The sequence below is a fragment of the Paenibacillus sp. XP01 genome, from assembly GCF_057364885.1.
Genome location: NZ_CP139481.1, coordinates 3,778,471 through 3,803,770 on the forward strand (window position 1 = coordinate 3,778,471; position 25,300 = coordinate 3,803,770).

The 25,300-nt window shown below is 48.6% G+C and carries 21 protein-coding genes and 1 pseudogene; 2 read left to right on the plus strand and 20 right to left on the minus strand.

The window, feature by feature from the left end:
• Positions 1-202 precede the first annotated feature (202 nt).
• The 15 genes and pseudogenes from SNR34_RS17055 to SNR34_RS17125 all read right to left on the minus strand — a co-directional run bounded on the left by SNR34_RS17055 (position 203) and on the right by SNR34_RS17125 (position 18,730).
• Complete coding sequence (locus SNR34_RS17055) at positions 203-1,489, minus strand: carbohydrate-binding protein (protein ID WP_486182476.1); 1,287 nt, start codon at positions 1,487-1,489, stop codon at positions 203-205.
• Between the two features lie 9 nt (positions 1,490-1,498).
• Positions 1,499-1,864: pseudogene (locus tag SNR34_RS17060) on the minus strand (carbohydrate-binding protein); the annotation flags it as partial.
• A gap of 56 nt (positions 1,865-1,920) precedes the next feature.
• Positions 1,921-2,841 (minus strand): carbohydrate ABC transporter permease, encoded by a 921-nt coding sequence (locus SNR34_RS17065; RefSeq protein ID WP_236412656.1) that lies wholly within the window; start codon positions 2,839-2,841, stop codon positions 1,921-1,923.
• Positions 2,842-2,856: 15 nt separating this feature from the next.
• On the minus strand, positions 2,857-3,798 hold the full coding sequence (locus SNR34_RS17070; RefSeq protein ID WP_339278414.1) for an ABC transporter permease: 942 nt from the start codon (positions 3,796-3,798) through the stop codon (positions 2,857-2,859).
• A 137-nt stretch (positions 3,799-3,935) separates the two neighbouring features.
• Positions 3,936-5,612: an ABC transporter substrate-binding protein gene (locus tag SNR34_RS17075; RefSeq protein WP_486179705.1), complete on the minus strand. Its 1,677-nt coding sequence runs from the start codon at positions 5,610-5,612 to the stop codon at positions 3,936-3,938.
• 40 nt (positions 5,613-5,652) lie between these two features.
• Entirely contained in the window at positions 5,653-7,314 is a 1,662-nt protein-coding gene (locus SNR34_RS17080) for an ABC transporter substrate-binding protein (RefSeq protein ID WP_339272397.1), read from the minus strand.
• A gap of 119 nt (positions 7,315-7,433) precedes the next feature.
• Positions 7,434-9,173: a sensor histidine kinase gene (locus tag SNR34_RS17085; RefSeq protein ID WP_236412652.1), complete on the minus strand. Its 1,740-nt coding sequence runs from the start codon at positions 9,171-9,173 to the stop codon at positions 7,434-7,436.
• Positions 9,170-10,738, minus strand: coding sequence for a response regulator (locus SNR34_RS17090; RefSeq protein ID WP_486179706.1), 1,569 nt, complete (start codon positions 10,736-10,738; stop codon positions 9,170-9,172). The genes SNR34_RS17085 and SNR34_RS17090 overlap by 4 nt, the downstream gene beginning before the upstream one ends.
• Before the next feature lie 502 nt (positions 10,739-11,240).
• Complete coding sequence (locus SNR34_RS17095) at positions 11,241-11,675, minus strand: hypothetical protein (protein ID WP_486179707.1); 435 nt, start codon at positions 11,673-11,675, stop codon at positions 11,241-11,243.
• 129 nt (positions 11,676-11,804) lie between these two features.
• The gene (locus tag SNR34_RS17100) at positions 11,805-12,086 is read right to left on the minus strand and encodes a hypothetical protein (protein WP_486179708.1); all 282 of its coding nucleotides are present in this window, start codon (positions 12,084-12,086) and stop codon (positions 11,805-11,807) included.
• 329 nt (positions 12,087-12,415) lie between these two features.
• Complete coding sequence (locus SNR34_RS17105) at positions 12,416-13,258, minus strand: carbohydrate ABC transporter permease (protein WP_236412646.1); 843 nt, start codon at positions 13,256-13,258, stop codon at positions 12,416-12,418.
• Between the two features lie 38 nt (positions 13,259-13,296).
• Entirely contained in the window at positions 13,297-14,175 is an 879-nt protein-coding gene (locus SNR34_RS17110; protein ID WP_486179709.1) for a carbohydrate ABC transporter permease, read from the minus strand.
• Positions 14,176-14,244: 69 nt separating this feature from the next.
• Positions 14,245-15,555 carry an ABC transporter substrate-binding protein gene (locus tag SNR34_RS17115; RefSeq protein WP_486179710.1) on the minus strand — a complete coding sequence of 437 codons (1,311 nt, stop codon included), beginning with the start codon at positions 15,553-15,555 and terminating at the stop codon, positions 14,245-14,247.
• A gap of 264 nt (positions 15,556-15,819) precedes the next feature.
• Complete coding sequence (locus SNR34_RS17120; RefSeq protein ID WP_486179711.1) at positions 15,820-16,926, minus strand: response regulator transcription factor; 1,107 nt, start codon at positions 16,924-16,926, stop codon at positions 15,820-15,822.
• A 1-nt stretch (position 16,927) separates the two neighbouring features.
• Positions 16,928-18,730 (minus strand): sensor histidine kinase, encoded by a 1,803-nt coding sequence (locus SNR34_RS17125; RefSeq protein ID WP_486179712.1) that lies wholly within the window; start codon positions 18,728-18,730, stop codon positions 16,928-16,930.
• Between the two features lie 179 nt (positions 18,731-18,909).
• On the opposite strand from SNR34_RS17125, the gene SNR34_RS17130 reads away from it, so the two are divergent.
• Complete coding sequence (locus SNR34_RS17130) at positions 18,910-19,914, plus strand: LacI family DNA-binding transcriptional regulator (RefSeq protein ID WP_486179713.1); 1,005 nt, start codon at positions 18,910-18,912, stop codon at positions 19,912-19,914.
• A 126-nt stretch (positions 19,915-20,040) separates the two neighbouring features.
• Positions 20,041-22,284, plus strand: coding sequence for an alpha-galactosidase (locus SNR34_RS17135; protein ID WP_486179714.1), 2,244 nt, complete (start codon positions 20,041-20,043; stop codon positions 22,282-22,284).
• Between the two features lie 163 nt (positions 22,285-22,447).
• Here the strand turns inward: SNR34_RS17135 and SNR34_RS17140 are convergent, their stop codons facing one another.
• From SNR34_RS17140 to SNR34_RS17160, 5 genes are all read right to left on the minus strand, one after another.
• Positions 22,448-23,659, minus strand: a complete 1,212-nt coding sequence (locus SNR34_RS17140) for a macrolide family glycosyltransferase (protein WP_486179715.1) — start codon at positions 23,657-23,659, stop codon at positions 22,448-22,450.
• A 69-nt stretch (positions 23,660-23,728) separates the two neighbouring features.
• Entirely contained in the window at positions 23,729-23,989 is a 261-nt protein-coding gene (locus SNR34_RS17145) for a hypothetical protein (RefSeq protein ID WP_486179716.1), read from the minus strand.
• 93 nt (positions 23,990-24,082) lie between these two features.
• Complete coding sequence (locus SNR34_RS17150; RefSeq protein ID WP_343260345.1) at positions 24,083-24,688, minus strand: GNAT family N-acetyltransferase; 606 nt, start codon at positions 24,686-24,688, stop codon at positions 24,083-24,085.
• Positions 24,689-24,878: 190 nt separating this feature from the next.
• The gene (locus SNR34_RS17155; protein WP_339272419.1) at positions 24,879-25,088 is read right to left on the minus strand and encodes a hypothetical protein; all 210 of its coding nucleotides are present in this window, start codon (positions 25,086-25,088) and stop codon (positions 24,879-24,881) included.
• Positions 25,085-25,288, minus strand: a complete 204-nt coding sequence (locus SNR34_RS17160) for a helix-turn-helix transcriptional regulator (RefSeq protein ID WP_339272422.1) — start codon at positions 25,286-25,288, stop codon at positions 25,085-25,087. The genes SNR34_RS17155 and SNR34_RS17160 overlap by 4 nt, the downstream gene beginning before the upstream one ends.
• Between the last annotated feature and the right edge of the window lie 12 nt (positions 25,289-25,300).

Sequence of the window (25,300 nt, forward strand, 5' to 3'; positions counted from 1 at the left end):
TCTTTCAGCTCTACTTGCACAATCTACTTGCACTATATCCATAAATATTATATAAATTAGAGTCTTGTTAGACAACATAATGTAAGACAAATGTGCAGAATAACATATCGTATCGTGAAGCCCTGAGTACTCCGCTATACCATAAAAGCCAAACAAGCTGCCTGTAGGCAGCTTGTTCAAGTACATTCACTCCATATGATTATTAAGGCTGAATGACAAATGTCGTTACGCTCTGGGCTGGAAGGTTTGCCGTAAATCCATTGCCGGATATCTGGAGTGAGGAGCCTGCCGCCAGATTGCGCGTGCTATCCGTGATCCAGGAGGATACGGCGGATCCCTTTACATTTTTCACCTTGAATCGCTGATTCACGCCCGATGTATTTTTGTTAATAGCGACAATGACGATCTTGTTGTTGTCTCCCTTGTACGCCGAGACATACACGCCGTTCGCCGGATTTTTGGTTGCATCTACCCTGACGTCTCCAGGACGGATGAATTTGGAGTAATGAGCCATACTGTAGCCGCGTTTGCTAATGGTTCCGTCTTCCTTGATCGGACCATAATGTCTGCGAATGTACCACCATACATAAGCCTGGAAGTTCCCTTCAACCATGGCGTTATACATGTGCTCCGCAACACCCAACGCCTCCGGCCAGCGATCTGCCGAGTCGGTTTCGCTGTTTGGATAGTAGACTTCGGTCATCCATAGCTCCTTGCCTGCACCCTTTTGCTCGTACAATGGATATGGAAAATCACTGTATTGTGTGCCATACGTATGTGCTCCGAGAATATCGAGATTGGCGAGCGCTTGTGGATCATTTAAAATCGGATCCGACATTTGTTTCACATAGGAGAAGGACTCCGGCGCAATGACCCTGTTGTTGATCGAGCCTGCATTTTCTTTCATGAATCGCAGCATCTCCTCCGGAGACCACCAGGTCCAGTCATGGGCGTAATCCGGCTCGTTCTGGACGGAAATGGCATACAGGTTCACGCCGTTATTTTTCATAAACATATCGAACTCATTCAAATACTGTGCGTAGGCATCATACTTGTCGTATTTGAGCCGTTTGGCCTGTGTGTCCTGAACATAAGCCGTCACATTGATATTGTCGATGTTCGGTCCTCCTGTTCCCGTGGACACCAGCTTTAAGGTACTCGTTCCATTGACCATCGGAACCTGAATCGATTTTTCCTTCCACGTATCCCCACTGCCCGTGGCTTCAAAAGGAACATTGCTAAGTTCTAATGTACCGTTCACATATACATCCAGATTACTCGTCCCTGACGGAAGCGAATAACGAATCTTTACGTTTTTGGTGCCTGTGCTGCCAATCAGGATTGTATTCCACAGAACAGCCGAGCCGCTCGCATTTTGAAAATGAACATAACCCGTTCCCGTATAACCTGAAAATGAATTCGCTACCGCTGCTCCGGTCAACGTTGTCGTTGATTCGGCTTCATACGTCGAACCGTTGCCCGAAGTCATGCCAAGCGTGAAGGTTTCCGTCAAGTCACTCGGCGGATTCCACGGAGAGGCGAATACAATCGCCCCGTGTTCAATCGCTTTTTTGGCCGTTTCCACTTCCCGCTGCCAATTGTTTTTGTTTTCGTCGATCGGGATACGCAGCACAGAGAAGCCCAGCTGATTCGCACCATTGCCAAAAGCCGTTTCTCTTTCTGCTGCGGTCAAATCACCAATCCAGCCCGAATGTGTCATTCCGCCAAAACCACGAATAACCTGTTTTTGCGAAGAGACATTAATGACGACATCGTTAGCTGCCATCACTTTGGAAGCCGCGGGCACAAAAAACAAGGGCAAAGCTGTCGCCACAGCCAGTACGGTACAGAACGATTTTTTCATGAAAGTATTCACGCATTCTCATCTCCCGACGTTCATGATTTGTACGAATTCAATGCTTACCCCTTCACACCTCCAATCGTCATCCCCTGTACGAAGTATTTCTGGAGGAACGGGTACACCATCAGAATCGGAACGCTGGCTATGATGGTCATGGTGGCCCGAATGGAAGTCGGCGTAACAGCAACCCCGCTGTTCTCGGCCGACTGGTATGCATCACTTGCCGATGAGGTTGCCGCAGTCGTCGATGTCTGCAAAATCTTCATTAATTCATATTGCAGGGTGCTGAGTTCCTTGTTGGATGAATTGTACAGAAATACGTCGAACCAGGAATTCCACTGACCTACAGCCACAAAGAGTGATACCGTTGCCATTGCCGGAATGGTTAAGGGAAGGACAACACGGATGAATGTCGTAAACTCCCCTGCCCCGTCAATGCGGGCTGACTCGAGAATGCCCTCAGGCAACCCTTCGATAAACGAGCGGATCACGATCATGTTGAACACTCCAATCACCCCGGGAATGATATAGACCCAGAAGGAGCCAATCAGTCCGAGATCACGAATCAACAGATACCCTGGAATCAGCCCTCCGCTGAAGTACATCGTAAATACAAAGAACATGGTCACAAACTTGCGAAGCACAAATTCCTGCCGACTGAGCGTATAGGCAAGCATGGCGGTACAGAAAACGGACACGATCGTCCCGATGATCGTACGAAGCGCCGAGATCAGCGTGGCATGGTAGATGTCGGATTCCCCAAAGATATATTTGTAATTATCCAGTGTCCACACACGGGGCCACAGATAGATCCCCCCGCGAATGGCGTCGTTGGCGTCATTGAGGGAAACGGCTATCATATTGAGAAAAGGGTAGATCGTGACAATCATCAAACAGACCATAAATATGATATTAAATGCATCAAACGCCCGGTCCCCGGCGCTGCTGTTCCGCAAGCGGGATGATTTTGCTTTTGGCATGGTCTAGGCCTCCTCTTAGAATAATCTGCTTTCTCCCATTTTTTTCGCAATGTAGTTGGCGGTGAAGAGGAAGATGAAGCTGACCACGGTCTTGAAAATACCTGCCGCTGTACCCAAGGAGAAGTTCCCCATTCCGAGACCATACTTCAGTACAAAGATATCCAGGTTTTCTGAATAATCCATATTCATTCCGTTGCCCAGCAAGTATTGAGGTTCAAATCCGGATTCCAGGATGCTGCCCATATTCATAATGAGCAAAATAACGATAACCGGCTTCAAGCCTGGCAGCGTAATATACAGCATGCGTTTGAACCGGCTGGCTCCGTCAATCTCCGCAGCCTCATACTGGGCAGGATCAATCGCCGTGATTGCCGCCAGATAGATGATGGTGTTCCAGCCAACGTCTTTCCACACCTCGGTAGCGCCCAGTATGCCCCAGAAATACTCCCCTTTCCCCATCCACAACACCGGACTGTCGATCAGGTGAAGCTTCATGAGCAGCAGATTGATAATGCCGTCTGGTGACAATACGGTCAGGACGATGCTCGAAGCGACAACCCAGGAAATAAAGTGAGGCAGATAGCTGACCGTTTGCACAAAACGTTTAAAAATGATATTCTTCAGCTCATTTAACAAAAGCGCCAGCGTAATTGCGGTAACAAACCCAAGCACCAGTTTGATCGAACTCATGACAAGCGTATTTCGCAGCACCCGATAGAAGGTATGATCCTCAAAGAGGGTCTGAAAATGTTTCCATCCCACCCACTGCTGATCCGTAAATGCTCTGGCCGGCTTGAAGTTCTGGAAAGCCATCGTCCAGCCCCATAATGGCAAATACTTGAAGACAAACGCCCAGACGACAAAAGGAATACACATCCAGGCCAGCGTTCGTTGCTGCACAAGTCGTTTCCAAAAAGAGGTTGCTATGGTTCCCTTCGGGCCGGAAGCCGGCGGCATAGATTGAAGAGATGCATTCGGTTTCTCCACGATGCAGATGCTCCTTTCCCATGCTGTTATTCATGCGCGGAAAAGCCTGGTTAACAGGTAGTCAACGTCTTCTCCAGCGCACGTAACAGTTTGTTTTGACCATCAATTTACCATTTGCCTGCAATCCGGTTTTGGACAATCTCGGTGATGGTTTTCTCGTAGCCTGCTTTGTCCAGCTTGTTCAATTCGGTCATGTAGGCATTCCACAGATTGTCGAAGTTCGCTGGTGTACCCAGGATCATCTCCGGCAAATATTTACGCTGCAAATCATCCGATTTCGTTGTAAAAATCTGTTCCGGTGAGCCCTGCTCCAGTGCAATGGACCATGCCGGGAACCACGGACGCTCTTCCGGCTTGTTGAATAGTTCACTAAAGGTCTGGATGCCGTAGGCTTCTAGGAATTTCTTATCTCCTTCGGTGTATGTTGCCGCGACTACTTCAGGCTGATTCCCCGGACTGTATGCGTTTCCATCAGAGAGGGTGGATTCACCGCCATAGCGCGGCCAGTCTGTACCGAAATACGTAAAGCCGAATTTGCGGCTCAACTCCAGATCATCATGCATTTTCCGTTGATCATCGTTCGCATAATAGTAGCGGCCTTTTTCATCCACGCTGTAGGTTTCATCCTTGATGCCCCACTGTACCAAAATCTGATTCTCTTCTTTCAGCAAATTGTCAAAATACTTGATGATACGTACTGGGTCTTTGGCATTAACCGAAATTCCGGTTGCATAGTTGTTTACAAAGCCGGGAGGATCAATGTACTGATCCTTGATGCTCTTGTCAAAGACAATCGGAAGAGGTGCATAACGCTTCTCATCAATGCCCGCTGCAAGCAGGTTTTTGGAGGCATCCCCGATCTGCCAGCCATAGTTAAAATATCCGAGAACACGACCCGAAGTCAGTTTGGCCAGATATTGGTCCTTGTTCATCGTGAAGGACTCCGGATCAAGCATGCCTTTGGCGTTAATTTCGTTCAGCTTCTTGATCCACCGTTTCTGCTCATCGGTTCCGGCAACCACCTTGGCTTCATGGGTCTTCATATCGACCATAACGCTGCCGTCATTCGGATATCCAGCGAGGTGCATGGCCGGATTTTGCAGGGTGAAAAAGTTGTTGGCTACGCCCGCAAGGGATACAAAACCGATCGTTTCCGCTCCGTCAACCGTAGGATGTTTCTCCTTGTAGTCCTCGATCAGGTCGAAGTATTCGTCCAGCGTAGTTATCTTCGGATAGTCAAACTCCTTAAGCACAGAACGCTGAATCCAGAAAGCTCCCCCGCCTATATTGGGGCTGCCCGAGTATTCTCCCTGATTGGCTGTATACGGCAGCGCGTAGATTTTTCCGTCTTCCGCGTTTCTCATTTTGTCAAAGTACGGTCCATACACCTTCTTGATATTCGGTCCGTACTCCTCAATCAGATCATCCAGCGGAATGTAAGCTCCGGCATCCAGCAGCTTCGACATCTCTCCGCTGGAGCTGATGACATCCGGGTAGTCTCCGCTCGCAATCATGACGCCGGCCTTGGTCGCGCTGTCCCCAACCAGGTATTCCATTTTCCAGTCCACGCCCGTCTGTTCCTGCAAGGCCTTGCCAATCGTTGTTTCACTTGCCAAGGTGTCCTTCTTGCCCGAAGAGAACAGGTAATAGGAGAATGTAACCGGACTGTTATCCTCTTCACCTGCAGCTGCAGGCGCTGGGGTTGAATGGTTCGCGCTGCATCCTGCCAGCAGGGCGATCAGCGCTGCAGCCAAGCCTGCCTTTTTCAAAGTCGGTTTCAACATGAATCAATCCCTCCAATGGTATAATCTCAATCGATATGCATTACCACTTTCCTGCTACCCGGTCCTTTACAGCCTGTGTAATTGTAGCCTCGTACGTTTTCTTGTCCAATTGATTCAACTGGCCCATGTAATCATTCCAAGTATTTTCAAACGCCGTAGGCGATTCCATGATCATTTTGGGCAGGAATTTTTTCTGAAGATCATCTGCCTTCGTAATGAAAATCTGTTCAGGTGAACCCTGCTCCAACGCAATGGACCATGCAGGGGACCAAGGGCGTTCATCCGGTGTGCTGAACAGCTCGGCAAACGTCTCTACGCCATACTTTTCCAGCAGCAGCTTGTCGCCGTCCGTGTAGCTGAAGGTAGCCACTTCGGGCTGATTGCCTGGGCCATAAGCATTCCCGTCCTTCAGCAAGGAGTTATTGCCGTATCGCGGCCAACTGTAGTTGAAATAGTCGAATCCAAACTTCTGGCTAAGTTCCGGATCTTCATGGTATTTGCGCTGCTCGTCATTTTCATAATAAAAGCGCCCTTCTTCATTCACGCTATACGTTTGATCCTGAATGCCCCACTGTACCAGAATCTGATTTTCTTCCTTGAGCAAATTGTCAAAATACTTGATGATTCGTACTGGGTCCTTGGCCTTGACGGTTATGCCTACACCATAGTTGTTCACAAAGCCCGGCGGATCGATATACTGGTCTTTGACAGTCTCATCGAACACGATCGGCAGCGCCACGTAACGCTTGTCATCGATTCCAGCCTTTTTGAGATTGCTTGTTGCGTCACCCACCTGCCAGGAATAACTGAAATATCCAAGCACCCGCCCGGAAGTCAGTTTGGCCAGATACTGATCCCGGTTCATCGTAAAGGATTCCGGATCGAACATGCCTTGTGCGTTCACCTCGTTCAACTTCTGAATCCATTGTTTCTGATAATCAGACCCGGCTACGAGTTTCGCTTCATGGCTCTGCATATCCACCATCACACTGCCATCATTCGGGTAACCTGCCAGATGCATGGCCGGATTTTGCAGGGTGAAGAAGCTGCTTGGTTCACCTGCAAGTGTGGCGAAGCCAATCGTGTCCTTGCCGTCCATCTGCGGATACTTCTGCTTGTAACGCTCAATCAAGTCGAAATATTCGTCCAGAGTGCGGATTTGGGGATAATCGAACTCTTTCAACACCGCACGCTGAATGTAAAATCCCGTCTGAAAATTGGGTTCTGATACATATCCGATGTTGGCTGTGTACGGGAAGAAGTAAATCTGACCATCTTCCTGCCTAAACTTGTCCATGTAGGGACCATATACACGCTTGATATTCGGTCCGTATTGCTCAATCAGCTCATCCAGTGGAATAAATGCACCTGCATCCATCAGCTTCGCCATCTCTCCACTGGAATCAATAATGTCCGGATAATCACCACTGGCAATCATGACACCTGCCTTGGTTGCACTGTCACCTACCAGGTACTCCATCTTCCAATCCACACCCGTTTGTTCCTGAAGCTTCTGGCCGATCGTGGTGCTGCTTGCCAGAATGTCCTTCTTTCCCCCGCCAAATGTAAAATACTTGAACGTAACCGGCGTATTGTCCTCGCTGTCTGGAGACGTTGCCTCCGGACTGGCTTTGTTGCAGCCAGCGAGCGTCAATGCGAGCAAGATAACCAGACCTGTGAACAAAGATTTCTTTCTAAACATGTGGTAGATGCCCCCCTTTGACGACCTTCGTATCGTGAAGCATCCTCAATATACCAAGATAGCGCTTACAATGTTACCCATGAAAGTGTACCTTCTGCTTAGAAAAGTATATTGTCCCCTCAGTCACCACGCATGCACCTTTCATTCAGCGGCAGCTTGATCCGGATCTGTGTCCCTTCACCTTCCCGACTGTGAATGGAGAACGTGAAGCAGTCACCGTAACACAGTCTCAAGCGGCTATATGCATTCTTCATGCCGACATGTTCCCCCATATCCGTGTTCTGATCCAGATACTTTAGCAGCTCTTCCAGCCTGGATGAAGACATGCCGATCCCGTTATCTTCGAGGCATATGTGAAGATGGTCATCTTCTGCGGATACGGAGAGTTGAATCAGACCTTGACCCGGCGTGGACTCAATCCCGTGAATGCTCGCATTTTCTACAAACGGAAGAATAACCATCTTTGGAATTCGAACCATAATCACCGCAGGGGCTGCCTCAATCCGGTACTGAAGCTTTTCGCCAAAACGATACTGCTGAATCTGCAAAAAGCTGTCGATCAGTTCCAGCTCTTCCTTCACCGTCACATGCTGCTGGTTCCAGCTGATCGATTTCCTGAACATTTTAGCCATATGATGTACGATTTTGGCTGTTTCCTTCTCGCCTTTGATCAGGCTCCGCATCCGCACGGATTCGAGCGTATTGAACAGAAAATGAGGATTAATCTGACTGTGAAGCGCATGAAGCTGTGCCTGCTGCTGTTTAAGTTCCAGATCTTTCTTCTGAATGTCCGCCAGGTACACCTCATCGATCAAGCTGCGAATCGTCTCGGTCATCCGGTTGAATTCCGTCGTAAGCTGACCAATCTCGTCTCTCGCATTCTCAGGAGGGATGGTCTGAAAATTCTGCGTTTTTACTTTTTTCATATGTTTCAGAATGCGTACCAGTCTGACATGAATGGATCTGGACATCGCTGCAATGATGATCGAAGGCAATACAAAATTAATACAGGCCAGCCAGACAACGGAGGAACGAGATTTTCGAACCTCCCGCAGGACAATCTCTTCATCCATAACGCCTTGCAGCGACCAGCCTTCCAGGTAGTTAATACCGGAATAGATGCTTTCAAACCGAATCGTTTGGTTCGGAAAATGAATCTTGCTGTACAGCTCCCCAATCCGGTTTCCCTGCGTGTCAGGGTCATTGGAAAAGCGGATATGCCCTTCCGGATCTACTAGGTACACGCTTCCGTCAAAACCACTGTTGCGAAAATGTTCCTTGATGACATCCATATTGAAGTCTATTTTCAACAATTGTTCGATACCTCCCGTATCCAGATTATCGAGTCGCTGAACAAGGCTGAGTGTCTGGTCCGTGGCAATCAATGCCGGATAAGGGGCAGAGTATGCCCGAAATTGCTCATACCAGTTCGTTTTGCGCACAGCCGCCGTCAGCCGTTCAATGTACCCTGAGGATAAGATGGTTGGATTATCGGTGTATACCTGGTACCAGCGAATTCCCTGGCTGAGCTGTCCTGAAAATTCCCCTTTCAAATATGTATTGTAGGCCTGAATATATTCAAAATGACTGCCAAACGACCGGGACAATGTATCGTTAAACACAGGATCGGCATAGAACGAATACGATAAGGCCACTGCCTGATCAACCGTAACGCGCAGGTCATTCCTCAGATTGTTCATGGCGACACCAGCGTCACGCGTTTTCTGACTGCGGATATTCGCCGTGGTTACTTGATAGAAAACTACATTGGTAACCACGATGGGAATAAAAACAGACAGCACATACATGAGCAGCAGCTTGTCCCGAAGTTTCATGTAATTCAGATTCCACCGGATCATTGGACACCTCGCTGTCCATTTTCCTTCAGCAGATTACGGTAGGCTGTGGGTGACATCTTGACGATCTTCTCGAACTGGGTCACAAAATAATCGGCGTTCTGGAACCCTACGCGGGCGGCGACCTCATACATTCTCAGATCCGTTTGGCGAAGCAGCTTTTTCGCCTCCTGGATGCGCAGGTTCAGCAAATATTCATTGAAATATTGATCGTAGCTTTTGCGAAACAGACGGCCCAAGTAGACCGGATTCATATAAAACAGGGCCGCAATGCTTTTGAGACTGATGTTCTCGGTATAATGGGCATCAATATATCGCTTAATCCTGCTGATATCCCCTTTGGATTGCTCCATCCGCAGCTGTGCGATGTACCCCTCTGCCTCCTTCAGGGCTGCCAGAAAAGCTTCCTTCAGCAGTTGCAAGTTCCAACCCTCATGACTTTGTTCTGCCAATGTCTTTAACCGCTGAAGCCCCGCGTCGGTTCCACCCATCTCATGAACGACCGCCAATATTCCCGTAATACAGCGCAGCAGAGAGCCGGTTACCGCTTGAGGGGAAAAGCGACGAGCATAAAAAAGCTCAAACATGTCATTTACAATCGCAAGGCACGCAGAGCGGTTCCGTTCCTCCAGACTCAGGATTAAGGGGTCAACATCTTCCTGATTCACATTAAACACATAAAGAGACTTGTCCCTGATATCCGTATACCGCACAAAACCTCCTTGTTCTGCATATTTGTGCTTAGCCGCCTCTGACGCTTCCTCATAAGACCTCGGGACTTCGCATATTTCATGTACAAGCGTGCCTGCATAGAAACCCGAATCTGCATGTAAATGTTCGCTCAGTTCCTTGTGGATGGCATGCAGTTTGTCTTCCACATGACGTTTCGAAATTTGTCCCTTCCATAACAGCATCAGACCAAATCTGCCGCGCTGCTCCTCCATGACGAAGATACTGAAACCATCCTCCTCCAATGGATGAAGACATTCGCGAAGTTGTTGAAGAGTCACTGTTCTCACTTCCAAACCCTGCTGCGGTTCAATCAGCGCAATCATCAAACTAGCCTGATGACTTATTCCAAGCATCTCGGCATATCGATGCTCTTCCGCCTTATGCACCTGGCCTTTGATCATGTTCTCCAGCATCAGGCTGCTGGCCTGTTCCTCTGGCAAAAAAACATGTTTGCGTTTCGTACGGATCAGGTTCCCCGCTTTTTGCAGCGTTGCTGTCATTTCTTCCTCATCGATCGGTTTCAGAATATAATCCTGAACCCCGTACCGAATAGCCTGCTGCGCATACTTGAAGTCGTGATAACCGCTAATAATGATGAATACGGGTTCCAGGTTCGGTGACTTCACCACGGAGCGAATCAGTTCCAACCCATCCAGAACAGGCATACGAATATCGGTAATAATTACATCCGGCTGCAGACACTCTGCCCTGTCCAGTGCTTCGAGACCGTTCTCCGCTTCTCCGGCGATCTCCATGCCGAGTCCATGCCAGTCAATCAGTTCATGCATTCCTTTTCGAACAAACATCTCATCATCCACCAGCAATACCTTCAACATTCAATCGTCCCCTTCCCTAACAAAAAAATAAACCGAAGGCATCGTTATTACCTCTGCCGAATCCGACACAGCTCCTGCATTGCAAAGTTTGGAATTTGGTTCAGAAACGCCTTATCGGAAAACGTTTGCATTCTCTGATTCAATGTGCCAGCTGGTTTACAGTTTATAGATTGTTGCCTGTAAATTCATTGCACGAATCGTCCTATTGATTGCGCGAAATGACAACCGATTCACGCCCAAAAGCAAGTATAACGTGTCTCAGATTCGTTACATTTTCAAATAGGCGAAATTGCACCAAATAGCTTCACCTCAGTTCGTTAGCATAAATCAGTGAATGATGAGATACGACAAAAAGACAAAGCAAAAGGGACGAAGCAGAATATCGATCTGTTTCGTCCCCTCTTTGCTTCATCATGGCAGCAGTCATAGACCTTTCATCTGACGACTATAAGTAAACTGCTGTTGATCATGATTCTCCTTACCAAAGCATTCTTTGTTTCAATCATTTTTCGTTTTGTTCCTTTACTTCCATTCCTCTTGTAAAAAAAACGATACCAATAGCAGCAAAAGTTACATAATTACTTATTCTTGCTATGACGTCTTCATCATCCTCGTAATTAATCCAAAACAAGAGGGCGAATGGCGAAATGATCATTAATACCTTCATAACCAACATAAATACATATTGGACTTTTTGCTTTCGTAAATTCCCTTTTGTTGAGGTTATTTTAAGGCTGACCTTCGAAGAGTCATAGATTGTTATTAGTAGTGCGATAATACTTGTGTATGCCGTTATTTTCGAGCTCATTTGAATCCATGGAATAAATGCTACTACTGCAATTCCTAGATAAATTCCTGCAGCTAGGTAAAAAAGGTTGCTTTTGATTTTTCTTTGCAAACTCTCTCGCTCCTCACTTTTATATATCTGTTTTACCATGATTATACAACAACAAGTTTTTGTAAACCTTGTATTATGAAATATCTCTGATTGGTGAACAACAAAAAGACCGCCGAGCTAAGCTCTGCCGTCCTTTGTTGCAATTATTCGCTTGTATAATGGTAAGAACTACATTTGCAGTTTATTCCATCCCTTTAAAAGAATGGTTGTTTGCTGAATATCTCCGCCACGATCAATATACGCAGACCACTTGGGAAAAACCTCTTTGAAGAATTCATTTCCTAAATCGGTTAAATCTGAGCTTCGCAGCACCAAATCGTCTTTGAGCGAGCCATCCTCATGGAAAGGTTCTATAACTATTAACTTGTGCTCTGCCAAAAAATTCATTAGTACCGTTGTCATTGAAGTAACTTGCTGTCGATAAGACAAGCTTTTGCTTCTTTTTAACATCGCGGGATAACTGTATCTTAATATACTCACGCTGATCACCTCAAATTCCACCTACTGGTTATGACTATTCTAATGTATACATAAATTACCAGTCAAATGAGGAGGATTCATGCCTATTATACATTCCCTACCTTAATCTCCCACTCTCTTTGCGATGTCGTCATAAAAGCTGAACCTTGGGAGACAAAGGGACCATTGCGGGGCCAAACAAACCTTCTTAATTCCAGGTTCAAGTGGCACTACATCATCCAAATTCCGGTACAAATACTCCGCTATCGAGCCGTAAGTAGCACCAAAGGTCGGTCATCAGATCAGTGGATCGTCTCTATTTAGCCCTTCACTGCTGAGCCTACTGTCATCGCACGCTCGACCTGCTCACTCAAGAAGAGATAGACGAGCACCATCGGCAGAGATGCAATGGTCATGACAGCTCCCATGGCTCCCCAATCTGTACTGTAAGAACCCTGAAAGAATAACAGACCAAGCGGCAGCGTCTTCATATTCTCATCCGAGATCAGAATGTAGGCAAGCGTGAACTCATTCCAGTTATTTAGGAATTGAAAAATAGCCACGGTCGCAATCGCTGGAAGTGCCAACGGTACAATGATACTGAGAAATAGACGATAAATGGTGGCTCCGTCCATACAAGCCGCTTCTTCAATCTCCTTCGGAATCGCCATCAGGAAGCCATAGAACACCATCGTAGAGAATGGGAGTCCTATAGCTACATAAGGCAGAATCAAGGCTCCATAGGTATTGGTCAGGTGAAAATCACGTACCAGCAGCGCAAGGGGAATCATGATGACCTGCAGCGGCATGAACATGCCGATAATCATGTACGTCCGCGCCAGCGAGTTGAAGCGCCATTTCATACGGGCCACGGCAAAAGCAAACATCAGAGCCAGCAGCATAATCAGTAAGGTGGAGATCGTCGATACCACGAAGCTGTTCATGAAATACCGCGGGATATTGAATTGCTGCCAGGCGTTGATATAGTTCTCAAATCGAAAGGTGGTGGGCAATCCAAACGGATTGGTCACAAATATCTCATCATTGTTCTTCAGTGAATAGGAAATCATCCAGAATAGCGGGTAGATTGATACGATCAGGTACAGCCACAGCGGTAGCTGCAGGACAGCTTGTCCGATTTTGCGCAGAGCCGTTGTACTCATTTCCGTTCTCCTTTACATGTCTAGTTGCATTCATGCGATTAGGCTTGTTGTCCACGGTCAAATACCTTGTTGATGATTACGGTAGCGAGCAGCGAGAGCAGCACCAGCACCACGGATACAGCGCATGCATAGCCATAATTACTCTCCATAAAGGCATAGCGATAGATCATGAAGGTGAGGGTATAGTTAACGGTACCTGGACCTCCATTGGTCATGATCAGCATCTGTACGAACGCACCAATCCCTGAAGTAATAGCAATGATGAAGCAGAACTTGTAGGTCTCTCTCATCAAAGGCAGGGTGACGTAAAGATGTGCCTTCCATTTGCTGCAGCCGTCGATTGTGGCCGCCTCGAAGTAATCCTCCGGAATGGATTTCACCCCTGCATACAGAAGCGCGAATTGGTAGCCCATGAACTGCCAGGCATTGACGAAGGCAATCGCAATAATGGATTCCGTCGGAGAATTGAGCCAGTTCTGCTGATACGGAATATGCAGCAAAGTGAACAGGCGATTAATGAGTCCGTTGGTCGGATCGTACATCGCGATCCATAGCTGGCATACAACCGTAACCGACAGCACAACGGGAATAAAGTAGGCGGTCTTCAACAATTTTCGACCACGAGTACGGGGATCTGCGCAGATCAGAGCAAGGATCGTACCGAGCCCAATCTGGAAGACAACGAGCACAAGGGCGAAAATGCCCCCGTTCTTCAGCGAGGTCATAAGCAGCGGATCATTGAACAGCTCGATATAGTTGCTGAGTCCCAAGAACTCGGGTGTGCTCAGTCCGTCCCAATCATAAAAGCTGCGAACTACGGTCTGAAGTACGGGATAGATTATAACAATACTGTATATCAGCAGTGCTGGCAGCAAAAACAGAGTCAGTGCTGTCTTGTTACCCAAATATTTATTCATGTTTTTCTTCCACCCCTTCTGTCTATCAGAGCACCCCTTGATGAAAAATCACCAAGGGCTGCCGGGTTCCTAGTTCTCTTTATCCAGCACACGATTCAGACTTTCGATGAATTCCTCTGGCGTGTAGCTATCCACCAGTAGAAACTGTGTGCCGTCATTGATGGCATTTGTAATCGCCGTATTACTTAACAGCTGTGCGTAATTCTCTGCATTCGGCAGAAGCTCGGTTGCTACACGCTGCATCATGGCAGGAACATCCGAAGCGATCGGCAGGTCAACCTTAGGCGAAACGATCGGGCTGCCCAGCTGCGTGTAACGGTATTCGGCAGACTTAGCCGCCAAGAAAGCTGCGACTTCGACCGCTGTATCCTTGTTCTTGCTGCCCGGATATACGGCATACCCTTGCGGAGCTCCCGCCCCGTTGATGAAATACTTGGATTTCTCATAGGTAGCCTCGTCCTTGGCCGGCCAATACATCCAGTCCACCTGATCTCCCAGCTTCTCCTGCGAACTGTAAATCTCCCATTGGCCATTTACGAACATGGCGGCTTTGCCTTGATAGAACAAAGAGGACGCTTGATCATAGTTGGTATTCGTTGCATTCGCATCGAATAATCCCGCTTGCTGCAGCTTCTTCATCTGCTGAGCGGCAGTCACGAAAGCCTCAGGCAGCTGCTTCACGCCCTCTTCACCCAACGCTCCAAAGCCTTGCGGCTGCTCGCGGGTCACCAGACCGTTGTAGAAGGCGGTCGTAATCCACTTTTCCTTCGCAAATATGGACATCGGCACATAGCCGGCAGCCTTCAGCTTCTGCGCAGCCTCCGCCATCTGATCAATGGTCTTGATCGGTGTCTGGATGCCAACCTGTTCGAAGATCGATTTGTTGTAATAGAGGATCTGGAACTCGATTCCCGTATCGGGATAAGCGTATACATGATTGTCCGGCGCTACCAGCCGGGATTCTACGCCCGGATTCAGATTCTGCTTGAATTTCGTGGTAGCTTCATAGTCATCCAGCAGCTCAACATTTTTGGATTTTGCCATCGTCTGCAGCGTCGACCAGTCCGTAAAATAGATATCAGGCATATTGCCCGTTGCCGCATAAGTCTTCAGCTTTTGATAGCCATCCTGGACCGCAGCCTCCAGCTCAATCTCTACATTCGGCATTTCCTCTTTGAGTTTTTCCACCGCATAATCGAACGGCTTGGACGTGTCATCATCAAAATGCTGCGCATACACCTTCAGTTTGATTGTCCCGTCGCCGGATGGATTCGACGCTTCCGGAGAAGAGGATTCCGTGCTTCCGCAAGCAGCCAAAACCAATGACATTGTAAGCGTTAGCAATGCAGCCTTCAAACGTTTGTGATTCCGTACTTTCATTTCATGGCCTCCCTGTGCAGCTCTCTATTGACTGCGTTTTCATTGGTGCAGCTATAGTATAATCAACACGGACATGGTTCTTTAAGGAACAAAACGGGCACTATCTGTAAAAAACGGGACAAATCCCGGCAGGTCGTTCATGAAATGCCTTGAAAGGAAGAGCAGCCATCCTTCAATAACGAAGAATAGCTGCTCTCTATGATCGTAATTTATGGCTTACTTTCATACTTGCTTTTGTAAAAGTCCAGACGTTTCATTTTGCAGCTATCTCTTCTTGATCTGCTCATATTCGGTCGGCGTCATGCCAAAGCATTTTTTAAAGGACTTGCTGAAATAATTCGGGTCGCTATAGCCGACGCTCTCCGCGATTTCGTACAGCTTGCGGTTGCCCTCCAGCATTAGCTCCTTAGCCTTCTTCATCCGAATATGTGTAATATGATCCACGATCGAGAAGCCGGATTCCTTGCGGAAGACGCGCCGCAGATAGCTGGGGTCGACGAATACTCCGGCGGATACCTGCTCTGCAGACAGGTCTGGGTCTGAATAGTGCTCCTGGATATAATGAATGGCCGCAGCGAACAGGCTCGAGGCCTTCGTCGGGCGGATTTGCTCCATCAACCGAATCAGGCGATGGTATAGCGATACCAGCCACTCCTCGGCGGCCTCCCAGCTTCCAAGCCCTCGCAAGTGATCATAAGGAGAGATCACATCCCGGTGATCCCATAGCCGATCATAGCCCATGCCCCGTTCACTCGCAAAGGTCAGAGCCAGGGACAAAATCCCCATCAATGTCGCATCCGCATACTCGTCTCCCCATTCATGCATTCGGAGCTGTTGCACAGCCCTGCGGACCTCCTCCAGGCACTCGCTGTCCTTCATGAGCAGTCCCAGGACGACCGCATCGCGCAGGCTTCCAAGATCGGGCGCTACAGCCCGGACACCACCATTACTTTCTATAGACTCCCCAGCTTCACCGCGCTTCTCTGCAATCGGCAGCTTCGGCAGATCCGGCCCAATCCGTGTCAGCATCGCGCTCATCTCTTCTGCATTAAAGGGCTTAAGCAAATAATCCTGAACGCCTGTGCGCACCGCTTTTTGCAAATATTCAAACTCGTTATGCCCGGAAATGAATACAATCGCCATCCGCTCGAACCGAACCTTGAGCCGCTGCGCCAGTTCAATCCCGTCCATGAACGGCATATTAATATCGACCAGAGCCAGGTGAGGCTTGTGTTTCTCTGCTTCCTGGAGCGCCTCTTGTCCATTTCTCGCCTCACAGCAGACCTGGAAGCCATGACGTTCCCAGTCCATTTTGAGACGCAGAAAATCACGAAATAACGGCTCGTCATCAACAATCATCACTTTATACACGCTATGCCTCACTTCCCTTTTTCAGCATCGGCAAAGACAGCTCGACCCTTGTCCCCTCTCCGGGAACGCTATGCACCATAATTCCGTATTCCTCTCCAAAATACAAATTCAACCGTTGCTGAACACTATACGTACCGATCGAACGCGCAACCGACTCGGATGAATCCCGTGACATAATAGCCTCTACCTGTGCGGCCTCCATCCCTACCCCGTTATCCTCTACCCGGATGATGACCTTGCCGTTCTGACTGAAGGCGGATATACGGATGAAGCCCTTGATGCCTTTGGCCTTCAACCCATGATAAATCGCATTCTCCACCAGAGGCTGAAGCGACAGCTTCGGAATCGGGGTGCCCGCCAGCTCAGACGGAATGTCAATCTCGTAACGAAATACATCGGGATAGCGGATCTGCAGAATCGTCAGATAGTCATCCGTCAGCTCCGTCTCCTTTTCCAGAATGATGAGCTCTCGTCCTTTATTCAAGGCCATCCGGTAAAAATCAGCCAACGCCTTGGTCGTATCTCTCGCTTCATCATGACGGTCCAGCTCATTCAGCGCATAGATGGTATCCAGCGTGTTGTATAGAAAATGGGGCTTGATCTGTGCGCTCATCAAGGCGAGCTCAAATTCACGCTTGCGATTCTGCTCCTGCCTGACTGTGTCGAGCAGCTCCCGCACCCGTCTAACCATATAGTTAAAGGCCTCGGCAATCGTACCGATCTCATCCTCGGAACGTACATGCGCTACGGTATGTATATCCCCGTTCACTACCTTTCGCATCGCCCCAGTCAGCTGCTCCAGCGGACTGACGACCATTCGGGACAGAAAGCTCGCACCAAGCCAGGAAAATACCAGGCAGAACACGCCAATCGCTGCGGTTAATCCGACATTCTTGCGTACATCTGCCATAAGCAAATTCAGGGACACAACATTCACGAGCTTCCAGTTCATCCGGTCGTAATTGACTACCGTAATCAGATTACCGTTCTCTTGAAACGAGCACGCTGCAGCGGAAGAGTGACCGGCGCAAGACTGCATGGACAGCACCAGCTCGGAGCTAATCGGTTGCATCAGCTGCGCATGATCTTCAGCTACGACCACCTGGTTGCCCCTATCGAGAAAATAGTAGGCTTTCGGTGTGGATGCATCACTGGATTTCAGATATGCAGATAACCGCTCCTCCTTCACCAGCAGGAACAAGGTCCCGTATACTTCCCCATTGTCAATGTGAATGACCGTCTTGCGGAGCGTCAGAATCGGAGAGGCCGGGTCCGGTGTCAGCATGTCTCTGCGTTCCATGTCGATCCAGCTCGCACGCCCATAGCTGTCCATCTCTTGACCGCTAACCACCAACTTGCGGATCCGCTCGGCATCCCCTTTCTCGTCATAGGAGGAGTATATGTTCCCGCTGCGATCCACGAATACAGCTCCGTCTACCTCCTTGAAGATCGATACATCTATGGACAGGCGGCTCTGCATCAGATTCGCAAAACGCGTCTTCTCGACCGTGGATTCCGGAGACCCGCCATTCGATTCATACAAACGGTTAATATTCGTGACCATAATATTCGCGGCAGTCTCTACACTGCTGAAAATGTAATCGGTTCTAGACAGAATCAGTTGAGATTCGTCCATCACATTGCTGGTTGTCCGCTCAATCAAGGAGCGGCTGAAGATTTGGCTCGATCCGGCACCAAGAATAACCAATGATAACATGATTAAGGGAAGAAACAGGGCAATGACCTTGCTCTTGAAGCGCAGCCGCCCGAACCATTGATGTGCCAAAGACAAGTACTTGTACATGATTCGCCCCCGCAATTTGAAGAATACTCATCATGTTAACACAACTCCTCCACAGAAGAGTAGATAGAAAATGCTAGAAAGCCGGGGAAGATGTAAGCGGTTATTGAAATCGCTTGTAGAGTGTGATAGGCTCAAGATATTGTTTTAGTAAAATTATTAACTAAAAGGTGTGAGCGCAGTTGGCAACGATCAAGGACATTGCCCGGCAAGCCGGCGTATCCGCCGCAACCGTATCCAGAGTTCTCAATAATGACCTGTCTCTGTCCGTGAGCGAGGATACCAGAAGCAATATATTCGCCATTGCGGAAGAGCTCCAATATAAGCCCAAACGGCTCGGACAGCTCAAGCGGAACATGCAGCGTGCCGGCAAAACGGTCTCGCTGCTGCTCTGGTGCTCCATTGAGGAGGAGCGAGACGATCCTTACTATGCTTCCATCCGGCGCGGAATCGAGATGCGCTGCGAGGAGCTTGGGCTAACACTGGGCCAGACCTTGCGAGGACGCCTCTCCATAGCCCAGCTGCAGCCTGCCGACGGACTCATCGCGGTCGGTGGCGTCAACCCGGAAGAAATCACACCGCTTCCGATCAACAAAGAGGCTGTCGTCCTGGTCGATCAGTATCAGGAACTAATGGACTATGATACGGTGCGGGTACATTTTCGCCAAGCGGTCGATCAGGCTCTGGGCCATCTACTGGAGCTTGGACATCAACGCATCGCCTTCATCGGCGGCGAGAGCACTGGAGAACGACGGGCACACTACTTCAAGAAATTTATGGAGGAGCGAGGACTCTTCAATCCTGAACTTGTTCGTGTAGGAGCTTGGAGCAGTGCTGACGGATACCGCATGATGAATGAGCTGCTGGCAGAGTCGGAGCGGCCTACGGCTGTATTCGCTGCCAGCGATCCGCTCGCCGTCGGCGTGCTGCGCGCGCTTCACGGGCACGGACTGCGGGTGCCGCAGGATATGGCTGTCGTCGGTTTCGATGACATTGAGATGGCTGCTTATCTGCAGCCCGCGCTCACTACCATTCGAGCCTATCCCGAGCAAATGGGCCGCGCCGCCGTGCAGCTGCTCTCCGAGCGACTTGAAGGGCGGGAAGCCCCGGCGCATAGTGTGATTGGAACCAAGCTTATTGTAAGAGAAAGTTCTCGCCCTGGGACGCTTGAAGCGAATCCCAGGTGATCCGCACGGCACGATGACATTATTATTGCTGCAGGAGAATAATGGTCACACACATTTGAACTTCAAGTACCGACGGCTATAAGCCTGATCGGGCAACAAATCATTTTGATCCCGGGAGTGAATCTGATGAATATCCATGTAGACGAGACACTAGGCCTGTTTCATTTGCAGTCCAAAGACAGCAGCTATCTGTTCCAAATCATTGAAGGCTATCCTGCCCATCTGTATTGGGGTGCGCAACTGAACCACGATGCCAGTCTGGGGCACATTCTGGAGCTGCGGGAGCGCTGCTCGTTCTCTCCGAATCCGATACCTGCGAATCGTACGATCTCACTGGACACGCTGCCTCAGGAATATCCGCAATTCGGCACCAGTGACTTCCGTCAGCCCGCTTACCAAGTGAAGCTGGAGGATGGCAGCAGAATTACCGAGCTGAAATACAACGGCTACCGTATCGTCCCTGGAAAGCCCAAGCTGACAGGACTTCCTGCTGTCTATGCAGAAACGGATGAGGAAGCTACGACGCTCCACCTGTATCTTAAGGATGATTATTCAGGTCTCAAGGCAACTTTGCTGTACACCGTTTTTGCCAATCATAGTGCGATTGCACGCTCCACTTTATTTGAACATGAGGGCAAGGCTGCACTTCACCTCGAAGAAGCCATGAGTGCATCCGTAGATTTCAGCGACTCCGAGTACGAGGCTCTCTATCTGTCGGGTGCCTGGGTACGCGAGCGCCATATTCAGCGGAAAGAGCTCGGTCCTGGTGCCCTGCGTCTGGACAGCCGCCGCGGCTCCAGCAGCCACCAGATGAACCCATTCCTCGCCCTGCTCCGCCCGGACGCCACTGAGGATCTTGGCGATGTATACGGCTTCAGCTTGGTGTACAGCGGCAATTTTGTCGCACAAGCCGAAGTTGAACAATTCGGACAGACCCGGGTCAGCATCGGAATCAACCCGTTTGATTTTTCGTGGCAGCTTGCGCCCGGAGAGTCGTTCCAAACGCCTGAAGTCGTGATGGTGTATTCCGGTCAAGGGCTGGGAGGCATGTCTCGTATCTATCACCGCCTGTACCGGACTCGTCTATGCCGCGGCAACTTTAGGGACGAGGTGCGTCCGATTCTAATCAATAACTGGGAGGCGACCTACTTCAATTTCGATGCTGACAAGATCGAAGCGATCGCGAGGGAAGCCAGTCCGCTCGGCATTGAGCTCTTCGTCCTTGACGACGGGTGGTTCGGCAAGCGTGATAATGATGACAGCTCTCTTGGGGATTGGTTCGAGGATCGCCGCAAGCTGCCGGGCGGTCTAGCTGATCTGGCCAAACGCGTCAATGACAAAGGCATGCAGTTCGGCCTGTGGGTCGAGCCGGAGATGATCTCGCCAGAAAGCGAGCTGTACCGCAAGCATCCGGACTGGTGCCTGCATGCCAAGGGCCGTCGTCGTACGGAAGCCCGTTCCCAGCTTGTGCTTGATCTGTCACGCAAGGAAGTATGCGATTATCTGTACGACACGCTAAGCGCCGTATTTTCCTCGGCTCCGATCACTTACGTGAAGTGGGATATGAATCGAAACATGACGGAGGTGACCTCGGCGTCTGCCTCCCGTGAGCGGCAGCAGGAGACGGCTCATCGGTATATCCTTGGGCTGTATGATCTGTTGGAACGCCTGATCACCAGTTTCCCGCACATTCTGTTCGAAAGCTGCTCCGGTGGTGGCGGCCGCTTCGACCCAGGTATGCTGCACTATATGCCGCAAACCTGGACCAGCGATGATACGGACGCTATCGAGCGATTGGCGATCCAATACGGTACAAGCATCGTCTACCCGGTCAGTACGATGGGTGCGCATGTATCGAATGTACCGAATCATCAAGTACACCGTACCACCTCCCTTACCATGCGCGGTGACGTGGCCATGAGCGGGAATTTCGGCTATGAGCTTGATCTGACCGCACTATCCGCGGAGGATAAGGCTCTGGCAGCAAGACAGGTCGCCCAATACAAGGAGATCCGTTCTCTGGTACAGCAGGGGGATATGCACAGACTGCTCAGCCCGTTCGAGGGACGCGGCAATACGGCCTGGATGTTCGTGAACGAGGATCAGTCGGAGGCATTCGTGGCCTTCTTCCGTGTGCTGGCCGAGGCCAATGGACCGATTCGGCGTCTGAAGCTCAAAGGACTCGACCCGAACAAGAAATATCGACTCGAATCAGGCACTGATGCTGCTGGCAATGAAACATCCCCATTCCGACAAGCCTTTGGCGGACAGAGCTTCGGTGGCGATCAGCTGATGCGGATCGGTCTCGTCATCTCAGATCTCCAAGGCGATTTCGCCAGCCAAACCTTCCGTCTGCGGACTGTGGAGTAACAGAATACGCTATGATTTGTGCTAATGTTCATTAAAGAAATACAGTAAAGCAGCTAGCAGGGTAACGAAGAAACAAAATAAGTGCGCCAGCTTCATCGCATATGTATATGCGAGCAGCCAGTTAAAGAGGGTCTCCCTCGATAACTGGCTGCTTTTTTCGTCGTTATACTTTAGCAAAATGGCTTTTGATTATCTCGGCGGCCCGCTTGAAACCGCCGGCATGCCGTAAAGATTCGCCGATAAGGTAAGCCTGCTGTTTGTAGCGCGGATTGCTCAAAACTTCTGTTAATGCCGCTCTCAAATCTGTTGCGCTTAGAGCATGTTTGTTTAAAGTGATGCCCCCTCCTAACTCCTGTACCCGTTTGGCGACAAGAGGCTGGTCCGAAGTTAATGGAATCATCACCAATGGCACGTTGTAATAAAGGGCTTCACTCGCACTGTTCATCCCTGCATGTGTAATAAAAACATCCGTATGCTGCAGCATATCGAGCTGCGCAATGTACGGCTTGACGACAAAATTGTCAGGAATCCGATCAGCCAGCGGCTCCATATCCGTGTATTTTCCAGAGGACAGAACAACATTCACCGGCAAATCTCCCAAGGCTTCAAAACAAAGCCGATAGAAATCCAGATCCTTATTTAAAATGGTACCCATGGAAATGTACACCGTTTGCGGATAACGTTCACGAAGCAGCTCGAACGAGAAGGTCGGTGCATCTTGGCGCGGTATGATCGAAGGACCCGTAAAAATAAAACTATCGTCCAGCTTATCTGCTTGGGGCTGAAAATAACGGCTTGTATATACGAGCTTTAACCGACCTGCATGCGCCGGAATCTCTTCCAGCGCTGGAATCTTCACTTGAAACTCTTTGGCTAACTCACGAGTTATCTTTCTCGTGGCCTCATACAGTCCCTCAGTATCCGTCTCCTTGTCATTCGATCCTTGGCCAGCCCCTAGAGGTTCTACAAAAGCAAAGGAGGCGATCGAGCACACCGCAGGAATTCCGAGCTTTTCTGCAAGAATAGTCCCTCCCCAGCCCATCAGGGAATCAAAGATCATATAATCGAACTTTTGATGTTCAATCACTCGAAGTACCTCAGGGACGATTTTTCGAATGATACCGCCTGCCATCATATAAATGAACTGATAAGGATGTTTGTACTCCTGAGGTTTCAATACCGGGTCATGAGAGAAGGCATCTTGCGGAAATGGATAGGTAAGTAATTGGGCTCCGGTTTGTTCAATTCGGGAACGGTACTCCTCAGAACACACATAGACAACTTCCTCGCCATGGTCAATCAACTGAGTAACTAATCCTAATGACGGATTCACATGGCCTTCAGCCGGAGTAATGACAACTAACACACGTGCCATCTGGTTTACCTCCCAATGAAATAATCTCCCCCGTTCTTCGTGATGAATTTAACGACGAACCGTTATCCGTTATATGGGAAGATTCTCCTTTGCATGGCTTATCGGATGATGTTCTTGATGAACGAGTTCTGTGATTCGTAAGGATGCCAGGAAACTTAACAAAACAAACAATAATTGAAGCGCTAAAACCATCAAAACCCCCGCTGATATACCCCACTGCACTGTTTCCGCCAAGGAGATCAGCGCACCGCCTGTACCGATGCTCAATGCCACATAGAAGGAATCTACGAATTGGAGATGGCGGACATTTTCCTCTCTTTCTTTCGGCACGTTACAAGCTCTTGTCCTTGACTCAGGTCAAGAACTTGTAACGTTCATACCAAAAAGTCGCTAATTTAGCGACATCAGTGGGCATTTTGGAAGTTATGAGTATTTCTTTGATAATAAAAAAAGAAGTTTTTCTTTTACATCCACCCAATCGGTGTCTATTATGCTGTAAAAAACATTATCATGAATGGATCCGTCGGCCTTTACTCTATGCTTACGGAAAACTCCTTCCTTTACAGCTCCAATTCGTTCGATTGACCGTTGTGATCGAATATTTTGTCCACTCACGGAGAATTGCACGCGTATTAGATTCAATTCTTCAAAGCAATGCTGCAGCAGAAGGAATTTGCACTCCGTATTGACACCTGTCCTCCAATAGTCCGGTGAGAGCCATGTCCATCCAATCTCAGCATTTCTATTAATCATATCCAGTTCGCCTATTCGAGTAGTTCCAATGATCTCTCCTGAAGCTTGGTCAAATATGGTGAAGGGGAGCTGTGTTCCTTTGTTTTTGTTCGCCAATGCATCTGTCAGCACTTGATCCAGTTCTTCCGTTGTATTCATCGTTCGCCAGGTGTATTCCCATACATTTGGAGACATCAAGACTCTGATTAATTCCGCCTTGTGGCTATCTTCCATCGGAACGAGCGTAACTATGTTCCCTTCTAGAACGAAATTCGTATTTTCTTGCAGGATAACCACTCTCCTCCGTCTACTTATATATAATATAGATACAAAGTAACGAAGTGAGAAGGGACAATCCGTAAAAATTTTTTTTGGTCCTCTATATTCATTTATAATAAACGTTCGAAATACTCGCTGGTTTGCTGTTTCATTAAACTTGTCTGCCCATTCGTTGAACAAAAACAGTCAATCGCAATGATCAACTCATTTATTTCATTTTCCTTTTGTAGAAGACTCTTGACCAAAAGAAAATTGCATTTCCGATCAGCAAAATAGTAAACTCCCAGCCCGTTTTACCTTTCGAGATTAAATTGATTAATGACCAAACCAATAACGCCAAAGTAAAAAATATGTACGTGTTTTTAGCAGATTTATCATTTTGAAATTGTTCCATTTCATCAGCTCTTCGCAGTTTCATTTAGAGTCCTCCTCGTAAGTAAATAATTGGTCAACGGTGGTGCCCAATTGCACTGATAATTTGAACGCTAGGGTCAATGTAGGGTCATATTTATCATTTTCTATGGCATTAATCGTTTGTCTTGTAACGCCACATTTAATGGCCAGATCCTCTTGAGATAGCTTCATCCTTTTTCTAATATCCCTAATCTTATTCTTCAATAAGTGATCACC